General features: G+C 50.1%; 15 protein-coding genes. 4 read left to right on the forward strand and 11 right to left on the reverse strand.

Annotation, left to right across the window (positions count from 1 at the left end):
* Positions 1 to 127: 127 nt before the first annotated feature.
* The 4 genes from ACO0LI_RS15685 to ACO0LI_RS15700 all read right to left on the reverse strand — a co-directional run bounded on the left by ACO0LI_RS15685 (position 128) and on the right by ACO0LI_RS15700 (position 4,173).
* Positions 128 to 556, reverse strand: a complete 429-nt coding sequence (locus tag ACO0LI_RS15685) for a VOC family protein (RefSeq protein WP_423033526.1) — start codon at positions 554 to 556, stop codon at positions 128 to 130.
* Between the two features lie 102 nt (positions 557 to 658).
* Positions 659 to 1,291, reverse strand: a complete 633-nt coding sequence (locus ACO0LI_RS15690; RefSeq protein WP_423033528.1) for a hypothetical protein — start codon at positions 1,289 to 1,291, stop codon at positions 659 to 661.
* 151 nt (positions 1,292 to 1,442) lie between these two features.
* Positions 1,443 to 2,699, reverse strand: a complete 1,257-nt coding sequence (locus ACO0LI_RS15695) for a DUF4861 family protein (protein ID WP_423033530.1) — start codon at positions 2,697 to 2,699, stop codon at positions 1,443 to 1,445.
* 37 nt (positions 2,700 to 2,736) lie between these two features.
* Entirely contained in the window at positions 2,737 to 4,173 is a 1,437-nt protein-coding gene (locus ACO0LI_RS15700; RefSeq protein ID WP_423033532.1) for a glycoside hydrolase family 88/105 protein, read from the reverse strand.
* A 223-nt stretch (positions 4,174 to 4,396) separates the two neighbouring features.
* Between ACO0LI_RS15700 and ACO0LI_RS15705 the strand changes: the two genes are divergently transcribed.
* A complete protein-coding gene (locus ACO0LI_RS15705; protein WP_423033534.1) occupies positions 4,397 to 5,410 on the forward strand; it encodes an alpha/beta hydrolase fold domain-containing protein in 1,014 nt (337 codons plus the stop codon).
* Positions 5,411 to 5,436: 26 nt separating this feature from the next.
* Here ACO0LI_RS15705 and ACO0LI_RS15710 read toward each other — a convergent pair whose 3' ends face one another.
* From ACO0LI_RS15710 to ACO0LI_RS15740, 7 genes are all read right to left on the reverse strand, one after another.
* A complete protein-coding gene (locus tag ACO0LI_RS15710) occupies positions 5,437 to 5,754 on the reverse strand; it encodes a hypothetical protein (protein WP_423033536.1) in 318 nt (105 codons plus the stop codon).
* A 50-nt stretch (positions 5,755 to 5,804) separates the two neighbouring features.
* Positions 5,805 to 6,320, reverse strand: coding sequence for a hypothetical protein (locus tag ACO0LI_RS15715; protein ID WP_423033538.1), 516 nt, complete (start codon positions 6,318 to 6,320; stop codon positions 5,805 to 5,807).
* Positions 6,321 to 6,385: 65 nt separating this feature from the next.
* Positions 6,386 to 6,793, reverse strand: a complete 408-nt coding sequence (locus ACO0LI_RS15720) for a hypothetical protein (RefSeq protein ID WP_423033540.1) — start codon at positions 6,791 to 6,793, stop codon at positions 6,386 to 6,388.
* On the reverse strand, positions 6,790 to 7,287 hold the full coding sequence (locus tag ACO0LI_RS15725) for a hypothetical protein (RefSeq protein ID WP_423033542.1): 498 nt from the start codon (positions 7,285 to 7,287) through the stop codon (positions 6,790 to 6,792). The genes ACO0LI_RS15720 and ACO0LI_RS15725 overlap by 4 nt, the downstream gene beginning before the upstream one ends.
* Before the next feature lie 29 nt (positions 7,288 to 7,316).
* A complete protein-coding gene (locus tag ACO0LI_RS15730; protein WP_422953418.1) occupies positions 7,317 to 7,580 on the reverse strand; it encodes a hypothetical protein in 264 nt (87 codons plus the stop codon).
* 437 nt (positions 7,581 to 8,017) lie between these two features.
* Complete coding sequence (locus ACO0LI_RS15735) at positions 8,018 to 10,033, reverse strand: sulfatase-like hydrolase/transferase (protein WP_423033544.1); 2,016 nt, start codon at positions 10,031 to 10,033, stop codon at positions 8,018 to 8,020.
* 289 nt (positions 10,034 to 10,322) lie between these two features.
* Positions 10,323 to 10,865 carry a hypothetical protein gene (locus ACO0LI_RS15740; protein ID WP_423033546.1) on the reverse strand — a complete coding sequence of 181 codons (543 nt, stop codon included), beginning with the start codon at positions 10,863 to 10,865 and terminating at the stop codon, positions 10,323 to 10,325.
* Positions 10,866 to 10,970: 105 nt separating this feature from the next.
* Here ACO0LI_RS15740 and ACO0LI_RS15745 point away from each other — a divergent pair, with 105 nt between their 5' ends.
* The 3 genes from ACO0LI_RS15745 (at position 10,971) to ACO0LI_RS15755 (ending at position 15,186) form a co-directional block, all read left to right on the forward strand.
* Positions 10,971 to 11,864 carry a LysR family transcriptional regulator gene (locus ACO0LI_RS15745; protein ID WP_423033548.1) on the forward strand — a complete coding sequence of 298 codons (894 nt, stop codon included), beginning with the start codon at positions 10,971 to 10,973 and terminating at the stop codon, positions 11,862 to 11,864.
* A 90-nt stretch (positions 11,865 to 11,954) separates the two neighbouring features.
* Complete coding sequence (locus ACO0LI_RS15750; protein ID WP_423033550.1) at positions 11,955 to 12,362, forward strand: RidA family protein; 408 nt, start codon at positions 11,955 to 11,957, stop codon at positions 12,360 to 12,362.
* Between the two features lie 625 nt (positions 12,363 to 12,987).
* Positions 12,988 to 15,186, forward strand: a complete 2,199-nt coding sequence (locus tag ACO0LI_RS15755) for a TonB-dependent receptor plug domain-containing protein (protein WP_423033552.1) — start codon at positions 12,988 to 12,990, stop codon at positions 15,184 to 15,186.
* Positions 15,187 to 15,201: the final 15 nt, after the last annotated feature.

Consider the following 15,201-nt stretch of genomic DNA (forward strand, 5'->3'; position numbering starts at 1 on the left):
AGGGAATTTACTCGTTATTGTTTGTCAAGGACATTATTCCGGACAGCAGTGATCGCAGGCTGCGAGCCTGACGGCGCTTGCTGATCAATGCCACCCGTCAAGAGCAAGATAAACCTTAATTTCCTTGCTATTTCTCACCATCTTGCTCCCAGGCCGGATTCCACACGACTTCCCACAGATGCCCGTCCGGGTCCTGGAAGTAGCCCGAGTAGCCACCCCAGAAAGTATCGTGCGCAGGCTTGACGATCCTGGCCCCGGCTGAGTCCGCTTTTGCCATGACGGCATCCACTTCTGCTTTGGATGTCACATTGTGACCCAGCGTCATTTCTGTTGCGCTTGCGGGTTGCACTGCAATGCCAGTGTCATGCTCAATACTCTTGCGCGGCCACAGGGCCAGGCGCAAACCCGCTTGCAGCTGAATGAAAACAACAGCGCCGTATTCAAACTCTTTACCGATGATACCTTCAGTGGCAAAGCCCAAACCATCGCGATAAAAATGCAAGGATGCTTCCAGGTCATCGACGCCCAAGGTGATGACGGTGATTTGCGGTTTCATGGCAGGCCTTTATTAGAAACTTTGTCAGAAGCGGTTATTGTCAGCGGTTATTGTCAACATATATTGTAAGCGGCAAATCATCAGGCAAATGCCATGAATTCTTCAGCAGAACACAATTGCCGTCTTGTGTTCCACGCTGAGGCGAGCTGCTTCAAACAGCGTGATCCATGTTTCCAGCTCGCGGTAGCAGGCAGCTTCTTTTTCGGTTTGCTCTTGTATGCGTGCCACTTCGGCATCTGACAATTGCCCGTTGTCGAGCTGTATGCCCAGCGCCGGTGCAACCAATATCAGCTCGTCCATCAGGCGGTAAGAGGAGCCGAGCATGCCGCCTGGCAAACCGGCTTCTTCACTGTCGAACAGGACTTCATCAAAATCGACTGGCACATAATAGCCTTCTGCATCTGAATGGCAGACGAGATGGCTATCAAGATTGTCATATTCTGCCTGCAATGCCTCGTCCTGGCCCGGGTCTTCATTGTCTGCCAGCGGCGTTGCCAGCCATGCAGGGTTTGCCTTGCGGTGTGCATAAGCACGGCGCAAATAATGCAGGAAGGAATAGGGAAAACCATCGAGCTGCGCACGGGATTGCAGTGCAGGCAAAGACCTGGGCTCTACGTGCGCAGGCAAACCGGCTTGTGCCAGCACGGTGTTAATTGCCGCAAAATCCTCCTGTGACCATTCAAGCTCTTCATCATCGCAATCTGCCAGAGTGCCTATGCTGATACCCAGTCCCATTACTTTCTCCTGTTAGCGCACCATACGGTGCAAAGACGCATTGCCTTAAAACCGCAATGGTAGCTGCTCAACCGGGGAGATGCAACGTGAAAAAAAACCAGAAATGCATGGTGGCATATCTGGTTCTTTTTGAATGACATAGACCTCAATATCAAGGCGTGCGTACCGCCACAATCTTGACGGGATGCTGCATTCTCTCGGCATGGGCCTTCACATAGGCCTGCCATTTTTCATTGCTGTTATAAGGGCTGGCCCTGTCCCAGGCTGCCCCTATGTAATAGCGCAGGGGCTTGCCGGATGAAACGGTAGCCAAGATCATGTCATTGAGCTTGTCTTCAGCATAGCCCTCAGCACCTGGCAAAATAATGGCCGTGCCTATTGAACCATTGCTGGCCTGATCTACCCATTGGGTGATGGATGGCGTAGCCTGGTTTTTGCTGAGCTTGATGACGGGGTTCTGACCTTTGTCTGTCGGCGTCTTGTTCAGGCCAAGAGCAACCTTCAGTTGTGCCGGGCCGCTGAAGGTGAAGGTGCTTTCCATCTGGTCAAACAAATGTCCTGCATCGACGGTGAAGCGTTTGACTTCAGAGACCTTGACGCCAGCCGCATCCCAGTTATCGTAATTGAGTTCAAACACGGTGCGTATGGGGCCGTTGGCGATGATTTTCCAGGTAGCGTAGTTGGCGCTGGTATACAGGGTCTGGCCATCCCAGATACCGGTACCGCCGCAGCCGCGTGAACGGCCGACATTGTACATGTCCATGCCCTCACCTTCATCCTTGTGGTAATGGTCATGGCCCTTGTTGTACCAGCGATCGACGATGGGGTAGGTCACACGTTTGAACCAGATGTCGAGACCACTGCTGCGCAAGACTTCTTTATTGCTGCCTGCCGGTGCGGGCGCTTCCAGTGCCGGGCCATAGGTGCGGTGGCCTATCTTGTCATTCTCCCAGGCGAAGTCGTCCAGACGTTCTGGTATGTAGCGGGCAAAGGCCTTGGTTTCGAATACTGGTATCAGGGTATCGATTTTTTCTACGCTGAAGATGGCCTGTTTTTCACCTGGCGCAAAGTCATATTGGAAAATCAGTTCTCCATAAGCGACGCCTTCACCCTTGGGGTCTTTCGACAGGGGAGCAACATTGGTGACCTGGTGCGCCAGCACTTTGCCCTTGGCATCCTTGACGGCGATGCGCTGTATCAGTGCACCGGGCAAGGCCTTGTTGACTTCTGCCCAGGGCAGCGTAATGGTTTCAGACGGGCGCGCGGCCTCAAGATCATGGCTGACCTGGATAGTGAGCTTGTCGGCAGCGTGCGCCGTTCCCACACCAAACAGGCTGAACAAAACGAGGGGAAGTATCTGATAGCGCAGCGAGAGATGCAGAGTCTGTTTCATGGCGATGGATTTCATTGTTGGTGTCCTGTTGGTGTCCGTAAGATGTAATGCATCAATGGTGTTCGCGATAATCTGTCTTGCTGTTGCCAGCAGGCAGATAGTGGTAAGTGCGCACCTTGTGCTGGATTTCAATTGCCGGATTTTTCAACAATTTGATCATTTCAGCACCAGCGAGCAGCATGGGGCCGTAGCCATGCAGGGCATCAACACTGGTCGGGCGGTTGTAGTAATACACCTGATCACTCGCAAAGGTGGTGCCTACGCAAGTGCCTTCGACCTGGCCTTTGGCATTGATGCGCGGGTACAGGGCATTCCAGCCAGCCTGGGCAATGGAGCCATAAGTCGTGGGACTGATCCAGCCCTGGTTGATTGCATGGGCAAATACATACACATACATGGCGCTGGCCGAGGTCTCAAGGTAAGAGTCGTTGCGGTCCAGCATCTGGTGCCACAGGCCCTGGCCAGACTGCAACTCGGCTACGCCATTCAGGGTGGCACGCAGTTGCGCCAGTACTTTGGGATAACCCGGATGATCCTTGGGCAGCACATCGAGCAAGTCAGACATGGTCAGCACTGCCCAGCCATTCGCGCGCGCCCAGTAAAAACGCGGCGCGTCAGGGTTATTCGCATTCCAGCCGTGGGTGTAGATATTCGCCTGCTTGTTGAACATATAGGCAGACATTTGCAGCACATTGTTGACAGCATCATCAAAGTGGCTGCGGTCTTTGGTGTAATGCCCTATTTCACCAAGCGGCATGACACCCATATACATATCGTCAGCCCAAAGGGAAGATGCCTGCGGGCGCTTTCTGGCGAGCGTGCCGTCGGCCAGCCTGTACTGTTGTTTGGCGACGAAATTGCTGCACACCTTGATCATGTTACTGAGGTCTGGGCCGATATTGGCAAACCTGGCCCTGATCAATGCCGCACACATGGAACCGGCATCATCAAGCGAGCGCGGGTCCAGGAAGCGGGCAAAGCTGTTGGCGCGCTCAAGGTGGAACTGCTTTTCCTGCGCATCAAAATAAGGCATGGTCTTGGCAAAGAACTGGAAATGGCGCTCAGTCATGGCGGTGAATTTTTTGTCGCCCGTGACTTCTGCCGCCTTCATCAAACCTGCATGCACGACCCCCATTTCATAGACCAGGATGCCAAAGTCACCCTTGCTTGGCTCAAAAATCGCATCGGCAACCGGTGGCTTGCTAAAGTCTGTGATCTCGGCACCCGTATTCTTCTGGATCACGCGGGTAGGCGTGACTGATTCCATATAGGCACGTATGCGGTGCAGGGCTTCGGTGATTTCTGCCACTTCCGGCTTTTGGTAAGGCACAGGATAAGTACCCTCGCCTGCATCCTTGAGGTCTTTATTGTCCCTGTTACGGTAACCGCCATCAGCATAGGCCGTACCGCACAAAAACAAGGATGCGATGACCGTGGTCAGTAGGTTTCTGGTCAATAAGTTTTTAAGAAGGGTAGAACTTGGTTTCATGTGCGCCCGCCTGGAAGATTTGTTGGTTTGTCTCGTTTGCGTTTTTATTGAATTCATTACCTGAAGCGATATTATTGCTCTTAATTGGTCAGACCATTCTAAATTGGTCTGTCCAATAATGCAATGTGGACTAGCCGCTTATTCTGTGATTATGCGATAATTCTTGCGCCTGCCTGCTACAAGCAAGCAGTAATATTGATATAAATACATGAAGGAGCAGCGCTTGAAGCCAGCCACGATCACCCTGTTTTCTTCTGTATGCATGGCAGCAAGCCTGCTCACGGCATGCGCAAAGCCAGCTCAACCCCAGCCGGCTGACAATGCCTATACAGCCGAGAGCACCTATAAAAAGCTGGCGAGTACTTACCCATACATCCACATCGCCAGCAAACAGCTACCTGCGACTGTCAGGGTCTTGCGCAATATCAGCTATGTCAGCAATCAGGGCCAAGCCCTGCAACTGGATGTGTTCATGCCAGCTCACAGCAGCAGTAGCAGCCCACCCTTGCCAGGCATAGTCCTCGTGCACGGTGGCGGCTGGCGCTCAGGCACGCGCGACAACCTCGCCCCCATGGCGATACGCCTGGCAGAATGCGGCTATGTTGCTGCCACCATCAGCTACCGCTTGTCAGATGAAGCGCGTTACCCCGCCGCCATCCATGACGTGAAGGCAGCGATACGCTGGCTGCGCACGCATGCGGTTGAATACCAGCTAGACCCCACGCACATAGCCGTGGCCGGTGGCTCGGCAGGCGGCCAGATCGCCGCACTGGTGGGTGTCACCAATGACAGGCCAGAGTTTGATCCACAGGCACAGCACAGCGCGGCTTCCAGTGCTGTTTCCAGTGCAGTGCAAGCCATCATCAATATCGATGGCCTGTCTGACTTTACCTCAGAAGAAGCGCGCAAGTATGAAGACGACCCGCGCAAGCAACCATCTGCGGCGGGTGCCTGGTTTGGCGGTACCTATGCTGAAAAAACCGAAGTATGGAAAGCAGCATCACCACTGACGCATGTCAGCAAAAATACCCCACCCATCCTGTTCATAGGCAGTGCACAAAGACGCTACAGCCTGGGGCGGGATGAGATGATGGAGAAATTAAATGCTCTTGGCATCGCCAATCAGACCGTGCTGCTACCGGATACACCGCATAGCTTTTGGTTGTTTGATCCATGGCTGGGGACAACGGTGGAGGCGATGGCAGTGTTTTTGGCGGGCGTGTTTGAAAAGCCCTGAACCTGCCAATTCATTGCCACACTGTTTCACTTAGGAAGGCGAATATCGATATTCTTCAGTTTTACCCAGGCACAAAATGCCTCGGGATCTTTGGGTGTAATCAATACTCGCCGCGTAAACCATCCATGCTTTTTCTCAAGCATGAAGCTACGGCCAAGAAAGCGATTTTTGAAATTATAGGCATTCCATGCACCAGGCAATAATGGATGTGTTTCTACCACCGCCTTGATGTTATCAACATCAAGGTGATGAACCTTCCATATTCTGAAGAGAAAAAAACGTATGCCGCTTTGATCGGGCTCCACATCGTAGAGCCAGGAGAACAAGCTGATCGGTTTAATCATTTGCGCCTTGAAAATTAACTGCCCACCGCTTAGATAATTTTACTTAAATGCTATATCTGCCTGGGCATCTGTGACCTCGCATGCTCTTCAAAACCGAGAAGACGGCTCAATTCAAAGCATAGCAAGCCCAGCACGCCGATGCCTCCCAATGCGACCAGGATCATTCCTGCCACAAAAAACTCAACGCCAGATTCAGTTTTTTGTGTCAAGAACAAGGCCATCAGCGGTCTCGACAGCAAATTCAGCATACCTACCGCAGCACCAATATACAAGGCAAACACACCTGTCATGCGCAATACGCGCGCAACTCCTTTGACAGGAAATGAGATCAAGGCCTGTGGATTAGCAATGACAGTAATCACGCGGTAAGCACCAAGCAACAGCATGACAATTGGCCCGAGATAAGGGATTCCCACACCACCGCCCATAGCAAGAGCAACCCAGCCAGAACTCGCCAGCCCCATAGGAAGCACCGCTGCGAGCAGCGCAATTGCATAGGCAATTTTAAGTTTACGTGAAGCGACCAGTTGCATGACAATGACTCCAGATGTGAATTCGACCCGCATGCTAGCATGCCTGTTCTGGGATTAGAATTGATTTTATCTAAAGAGATGTGTATGGAAAAATTGATTCAATGTGCATGAACATCATCGCCATCCCCGTTTTCATCAATGGCATTGGGGCCAATAGAATACAAGCTATACAGCAGCAAGCTATTGTTATTGCGTTTGTACACAAGCGTATTTCCCCATGCATCACGTGGCGGAAATTTCCTGAGTTCTAAGACACTGATCCCTTCGCTTTCTTCAGGCATCCTGCCATTTTCATCAATCCATGTTTTCAAGGCATTATCGCAAAGTTTCAGCATTGCCTGAGTCCGCGCAAGATTCACAGCATCCAGATCTTCGTCAAGTGAGCGCGACATCAGCCAGGCAATCAAGCCAAAAATACTTATTGAGATCATCAATACAAGGACATATATTTTATTCCTGCCTTTGTTGATGAATATCGCTGAGAAAGCATTCGTTTTTTCATTCATACGATTACTTCAGATTGAATCTTGTGCCCGCTGCCTTTAAAAAACATGACAATGATCGCTAACAGAAGCAACGGAATAACAAAAATAAAAAAGATGAAATTCAATGAATCAGCAACCCAATCTATTGGCAAGACATAGCTAAAAATTTTCTCAATAATGTCAGTCATCGCCATAAAGCGCACGAGCGAGAGATAAATGCCGATCAGACTGCCCCAGACTATGGTTGCAAGTGGCATTGCTTGCAAATGCTTACTCAGTGAAATGGCAAGCAGGGTAAATCCCGTCACTGTCACAACTATCAGGAAAACAGGAGTGCCGATTATTTCTTTCCCAAACAGCTGAATAATATCCAAAGGCGACAATACTGAACGCACTTCTTCTGGAAAAAATTTTCTTAACAGGATTGCGATGATAACTTCAGAAAATGCATTGCCAATGGCTGCACATATACATGACAGCAGTAGTAGCTTCCCGTAAGTGCGGATGGTTTTCATGCTTTGCCCAAATTACTATAGTGCCGGAATTAGTGTGGCAGCTCGAGCTTGCGCTTATGCCCGCAATGGATGATTGCACCTTGCTGCTGCACGATAAAATCGTTTGATGAGTTCAGGTAAATTTGCATATAACCATCTTCTCTATACATGTCCAGTTCAGTTTCTGCGCTATCGCAAATGATCTGGATATCATCTCCCGGCTCCAGCGTAAAATCGTGGGCCCACGGCTCTATGCAGACAACTAGATCATCTGGTCCATTATTTGTAACAGTAAATTTAAATGGGAGGGTCATGCTAAAGAGGTTGCCCGGGGAATTTTCACTCAGAGTGGTTCAACAGAAAGTCGGCATATTCTACCGCATAAACAAGTGATCATTTTCCAGGGTGCGCCGTGCACGGACTACATACGGCAGTTCAAATTGATCATCCGAATCCCATCCCTAACCCAGCCTCTCCCTTGAAGGGAGAGGAGTTTACGGCAGTTCACCAGCAAGAAAGTACCTGCAATTGCCAGAACCAATCCACAGGGAATGCCCGGCAATGCCGAATCAAAGCCGTGACGTAGGGCGCATTATAATGCGCCGCATGGGAGCATCGCACTCCCAAATCGAGTTTTTACTGCACAAGAAGATCACCAGCAGTAGGGTGCGCCGTGCGCACCACTCCGCAAATACTTCAAAAACATCAAATCAACATCCGGTGCGCATCACGCATCCTGCCAATTCAAGCTTCAGCTCGGTGCCTGCCCATCTGTCACCGTGCCCATGTCCTGCATGTTCTGCGGCGTATAACCAGCTTTGATCAGCGCCAAGTTCAGCGCCTTGCGTAAATAAGCGAGGTCAAATTCTGTCTGCGCCAGGTTCAGCCCCAGTTCAACAATCTGGCCTGAGCGTAGCATAGGCGCACCTGTGCTTTTGTCCCATTGCAGCAGGTTGTGGTTTTCATTCGGGTCGGCATCGAGGTTATACAATTCCCACTGGGTATTCGTGGGATTTTGCGGTTCCCAGTAACGCACGAGTTTCCATGGTTTCTCAAAATACGATTGTATGTGGTTGGGTTGTACGACCGGGCCGGATGCTGTCAGTGGTTGCTTTTCGGTAGGCTTGCCAGTAGGACTGGTCATGCGTTCTGTGATATCGACATACCATTGATATCTGTCAGGCAGATAGTTGGTATCCAGCGGTGCAGTGATATTGTCGTCAGAGACAAACAGCACGCCACGGCGCTCTGTTTCATTTGCCGTGCCGCGGATGACGGGTGACAGGTCTTCGCCCGCCAGGGGTTTGACATCATGGCCCTGCATGAAGCTGGCCAATGCCTGCCTGTCGCTTGCGTCATAGCCTGCCAGACCCAGCAGGGTTGGCACCCAATCGACATGCGTGGTGTGGCATTGCACGGTGCGCATGGTTTTGTCAGCATTGACCAGAGGTGAAGAAATAATGGCGGGTATATGCGTGGCCTCCTGGTAGGCACCACACCATTTTTCTATCTGCCCGCCATGCGCACCTGCAAGCTCACCATGATCCGAGGTAAAGACGACTATCGTGTTCTGGTCGAGACCACTTTCATACAGGCGTTCAAGTATGGCGCTGACTTCGATATTGACGAGGTATTGCAGGTACAGGTAAAACGCCAGATAGTTGCGGTACCAGTCCTCGGCATTGCTTTGCATCTTGAACGGATAAGGCGAAGGGATGACCGCGTGCTGACCACGCAAGGTCGTCAGTGCAAGCTGGAATTTATAGGAATAATCGTACTGGCAATCCGGCTTGCTGGACAGGTCACCGCGCCAATTGGCAGGCAGCCTGACATCACCGAGTTTGAAGCCATCAGGATTCAGCGGCACGCGGTAGGTGGCAACAAACTGATTCGGTGCCTTGCCATAAGTGGGTGGCTGGCTCAGCGTGCCTTTTACTGGCGCACCATAAGGTGCAATGATGTCGCCCAGTGTTGGCGGCGTAGCTGGTGTCTCTACCGCCGGTTGCCATGGAAATGGATAAGCACCGATGTCATGTGGATTGACAAAAGACGCCACCGCCAGCCAGGGCCGCAGCTTGAAACTGGCATTGGTAGGATTATTACTGTTGATCATATTCGCCTCCACACCCACGCCCTTGCGGCGCAGGAAGGTGGTGACAAGGTCAGTATAAGTCTTGTCGCGATATACGCCGAGATTGGGCGTACCGAAGCGTTGATCAGACGGGGTTGAATATTCCCAGTCGCCAAAGCCCCAGTTCTCCAGGCTACCATCCGGCGGGTTTGATAAATCCCAGCGGCCAAAATAATGCGTCTCATAACCCGCTGCGCGGAACCAGTCACCCATGGTTGGCACACCATCTTGCGGCAACCATGGAAAGGCTGGATCAGTATCAACCTTGAACATGCCCTCGGTCTGCGTCACGCCACTATGCGCACTGTATTGCCCCGTCATGATGGTGGCGCGGCCTGGCACACAGGCAATGCTGGAGCAGGTATGGTTTTGCAGCGACACCCCATTCTGACGTAGCTTGACGAAACCGGGGAACTGCTCTGCATACGGATTGTCCGCCAGGCTACCCTCTTCAAATCGCAAAATCTGGTACAGCGGATCCAGCGGGTCATCTGCATAACGTGGTGGGTAACGCATCTGATCAACCATGATGAACAGGATATTCGGTCTGGCTGCCGGCGCGCTGCTGTTGCTGGCATTGCTATTGGAATTACCGGAGTTACTGGCATTGCTGGCATTGTGGCTTGCTGTGCTCATGATCATCCTTTTTGCGGTAAGGGCTAGAACATCGCGGAGGGATTGCGGCAAGGAGAAGACGGTTTATGCTAGCATTAAAATTATCTAATTATTAATTCTAATGCGACTTGTCGAAAAAACAAAGGCATAAGTTGTGCAGGCACAAAAATTTTCAATTGGTGCATGGCAATAGGAAAATTTATGCATCGCAAGTGGGGTAATGCGTCTGCACGGTACATGGCACTGCGCCTGTTCAGACACAGCACCAGTTCAGGCATTGCGATCAATGTGATGCATGTCAGGATCTCAATCAGTATCTTGAATATAAATATTTCAAATTTTTCTCATACACTGCTTCTGCATCAATACGTGTAATCAAATCCAGGGCAAGCAAAGTATGCTTCCTGTCGCGGTTTTCTCTGGTTCCATATTCGTGCAACACCAGAAAATCCTGATCCAATTCTTCTACTTCACCAATAAAACAGACATCATTGCGCACGCGCTCTGTATGCAGGGTCACATGCCCAAACTGCTCCTGGATTGAACTCAGTGCATCATGCAGCGAATTGATGGCAATCCCTGGCATGAATGGAACGACCTGGTTGCGCTTGATTAATGCGTCCAGTGATTCAAGGAAATTGCCACCCCAGCGTATTCGGGTAATATCCTCGCCATAGACAAGGCTGAATCCATTCGCCACACCTTCTTCGCTAAACAGGCTTAACAGTACAAATTTGTCCGAGTAATCGGCAATGATGCCCGTTAATGCATTGCTATCAAGATCGTCGCGGTACAGGTCTATCAGCTCTTGCGTCTCTTTTAGTTTGTTTATCGTCTTGTAATGCACACTCATTTTTTTCCTTTCAACTGTATGCGCTGTCCGGCATTCATCTTGAAAATGCTAAAATGAATCGCCGGAATTAGGCTGGAAAACGACCATAGCACGAGACGAGGCCGCATGATAGAAAAGCTGGAAATAAATCATCTCAGAACCCTTGATGCCTTATACAAGTTTGAGAACCTGTCGGCAGCGGCAGAATATCTGAACGTCTCGCAACAGGCCGTCAGCCTGCAGCTTAAAAAGTTGAGGTATATCCTCAGTGACCAGCTCTTTGTCAGGACAGGTCACGGTGTTGTCGCCACGCCGTACGCAAAACTGATACAGCCGCATGTCCGCCAGGTATTGATGCATCTCAATGACATCCCCTTACCTGGCTCAGTCACTCCGGCAAATACAGCAAGAACCCTGGTCATCTCTGCCACTGACTATACGCAAAAAATCATCGTTGGCGAGCTCATCAATGAACTGAGGACTTCTGCACCCGGGGTAAAAATCATCGTCATCAATATCGAGAGTGCGAACCTGATCCAGAAAATGCATCAGGGTGAGATAGACCTGACGCTGACATCGAATGGCTATGTGCCTGAGGGCCTGGTGTCAGATGCGATTTTCACGGAAAGATATGTCTGCGTATCCGCCAACAAAGACATTGTCTTTCATGACTATTTACCGCTGGAACGCCTGGTCGAATATGACTTTGTCGTGACATCACCCGGCATCGCCAGCTTCCAAGGTTCGGCAGACAGCTGGTTTGAACAACAGAAGCTGCGCCGCAAGGTGCAGGTATCCGTACCTTCTTTTTTCATGGCACAGGAATATTTAAAGCAATCAGGCATGGTCGGTTTTTTACCATCGCGCCTGATGCCATGTGCTGGTCTGTTTGAAATACCACTCAAGAAATATCCACCGGGGTACGAAGTCGTTGCCGCCTACCATCCCAGCGCGAGGAAAGATGCATTCATGATATGGCTGCTGGACAAGATAAAGCAAAAATTCCCGCCAGCTACATAAATCGCTTGTATCGCCTACAAGCCTGCCTTGATGGTCAAGCGCAGCCAACTCCTTCAGACTCTCTGCATGTTTATTCAACAGAGAGCTCATATGACCATCAAGAAAATCAATCCTGCCAGCTTGTATGACGGTGCGCCATTTGGCATGTCGCAGGCAGCAATAGACACAGACAGCGGCCTGGTTTTTATCTCAGGCCAGGTCGATTGGGACAGCAACTATCAGGTTAAAAATAAAGACATCGCAGCACAGGCAGAAGGGGCAATCAAAAACCTGCTGAACGTGCTGGAAGCATCAAATTCTTCGGTCGCCAATATCCTGCAACTACGCGTCTATGTCAGGGGTGAACTCGCTGATCACATGGAGAAGGTGGTACCTGTGCTGCTAGCATACCTGGGCACATCACGCCCTGCATTAACCGGCATCGGCGTCGCATCTTTGGCGACGGTGGATACGCTGATAGAGATTGAGGCCGTGGCTAAATTGCGGCCTGCGCTGTAGCCTGCGAATAATCAATACCTGGCGGTGATATCGGCGTAGATCACTGCAAACATCTTAAAAATGCATATTAACTGCAAGTAGCATTTGCAATTTAATAAAATATCGACAGTTTGTAAAATTCCCAATAACCTTCAAATCTTGAATAAAAATATTATTTTTTTAAATAGAATTTAACACTTTATAAAATTTAATTATGGTTAATTAAATAATATTTTTAAAAAAAATACTGATTCATGATTTAAATTACCAATATAAATCATAAGCATATAAGTTTTCTTTCATAAAAACAACTATATTACTTTTGTGAAAAGTTGACATCATAAAAATACTAAAGCACAATAATATTTCACCAACATTCCCGGAGGGAAATATGTTTCGTCGTTTAGGTTTTGTATTCTTATTTTTTGCAAGCATTTCTGCCACAGCGTATGCTTGGGATGGATCAGATGATCCTGAGGAAAAAATCAATCCAAATTGCGACTACGGCTGCTTTGGCCGGTGTGGATTGGCTGGCGTTGATATTGACTCATGCAGAATGATATGTAATTGCTGATTTTAAAATCGTCCCCTTCATTTGTAGTGCTGAGGGGGATGTGAACAGGTGCAACAGTAGAAAGATATAAGTTTGATCAAGCATCATAAATTCTGGGTCGTGCCATTGATAGCAGGATGGAGTTCTGGGCTGGCCCTGGCGCAAGAAACACCGCAGAAAAATCCTCCTCAAGAAGTGACAGTGACCGGTAGCCAAACCGACATAGAAGCTGGCCGGGATTTTATTGCTGGCCGCATCATCATAGGACGCAAACGCATTGACGACAGTGGTTTGTATAATGTCGGCGAACTATTGAAACAGGTACCCGCTATCAGCATAGGCAAGGATGGCCGCATAGGTTTGCTGGGCTTGCCGGGATATACGCAAATCCTGATTGATGGTGAAGCCGGTGTCAGCCAGGGGAAAAGCCCGACTGAACTGGAACTGGTCCGCGTAGAAAAAATAGAAATCATCAAATCCAGTGTTGCCGAATTTGGCCCTTTTGGTATCGCTGGCACCATCAATATCGTCACCCGCAAAATTGACCGCAAGAAAACCGAACAATTGCGCCTGGGCGCAAATAACCTTACAAGCGAACTGGGCGGAGATCTGTCATGGGCGTATAGCCAGACAGAAGCGGGCTCACCACTAAGCTTTAGCCTGCAATTCTCAGCCAATGAAAAAACCAGTACAGAAGATAGTCAGCGGCAATTGACCAGCCTCGCGCCGCTGACCATGCCGGGCACAACCAGATTGTGGGCAGGCGACATGCAATCTGAAACGAAGTCTTCGTCCCTTAGCCTAAGCAGCACACTGAACTGGCAGATAGATGCCAAGAATAAAATCAGTTTTTCACCCAGCATCAACAGCATGTTGGGTGAACAAACCAATATAGAACGCAGGCGCTGGGCTGACGGCAATATACTTGATGCTGTGCAGCGCAACCGTACGCCGCTGGATTCATTCTGGTCGGGCCTGACGTGGACACATACGCCCGACAAACAGCAACGCCTGGAATTGAAATGGAATTCCAACCATTTTCATTCTCTGCTTGAAAACCGGCGCTTTGAATTACAGAATGCACAGACCAGCAGTCTGCGCATAGACACACAAAGACGGGATACTGATGCGGATGCACTCAGGCTGGATTACAAAGCTGGATTGCCCGGAGGGCATGATGTCAAAGCAGGTGTGCAACTTAACCTGAGCAAAGAACAAAGTGACTACACTTATCTTATCAACGGCGCTACTGACAGCAGCCTGGCCTATTTAGGCAAGCAACGCAGCGCCCGCCAGGAAAAACGCCGCATTTTCTTGCAAGACGACTGGCGATATAGCGAAGCCCTGGCGTTCAATGCAGGCATCTCTACGGAAGACAGTGTGGCTGATATCCATGAAGGCAGTTATTCCAGCCAATCCAGATATCGTCTGTGGTCGCCGTCATTTCATATCGCAAAGAAATTTGATGGTGACAGTGATCGTAGCTTGCGCATCAGTCTGGCACGCAGCTTTAAATCACCCTGGCTGGACCAATTGACGGCGCGGCCACAAATCAATCCGCTGGCCCCCTGCCCTGTGAACGGTTTGTGTGCAGCCAATAGCCTCGACACTGCGGACAGCGCAGGCAACCCGGCCTTGCAGCCTGAACGTTCACTGGGCTTGAATATTTCGTATGAACACGGATTTGGTAAAGATAGCCAGGTCAGCCTTGAAATGTATACGCGCAAGATAGAGCGCAAGATAGGCATCGATATTGCGCGAGAAATTGTGGCTTGGGCGAATGCACCCCGCTACGTCAGCCGACCAGTCAATCTGGGAGATGCAAGTGTACGCGGACTGGATCTGGAAATGCAACTGGCTGCGCGCGATGTCTGGCCTGATGCCCCAAAACTGGATGTGCGCGCCAGCATAGGCCTGAGCCAGTCAGAAGTATCTGCCATTCCCGGTCCGGATAACCGTCTAGACAAGCAAACTCCTTGGCGCGCCAAACTGGGTGGTAGCTATGCTTTCAAAGACCTGCCCTTGAAAATGGATATCGATGCCAACTGGGCACCTGGCAACTGGGTGCGCAATAGCGTCAGCCAGCGTGTTTTCCAGGACAGGACTTTTGGCCTCAGTAGCAATGCTGCCTGGACAATCAGCCCAAGCAAGCGCCTGTTTGTCAATCTTGACAATTTGGGGGCCAGAAAATCACGACAAATCAACGAATACATCAGCAATGAGATTGTACGCCAGCAAATTGATACAGATTCACATCCAAGACTATCCATCAGGTTAGAAATGAAGTTATAGATCAGCCGACAGCAG

This window comes from Undibacterium sp. Tian12W, from assembly GCF_049339405.1.
GTDB lineage: Bacteria > Pseudomonadota > Gammaproteobacteria > Burkholderiales > Burkholderiaceae_D > Undibacterium.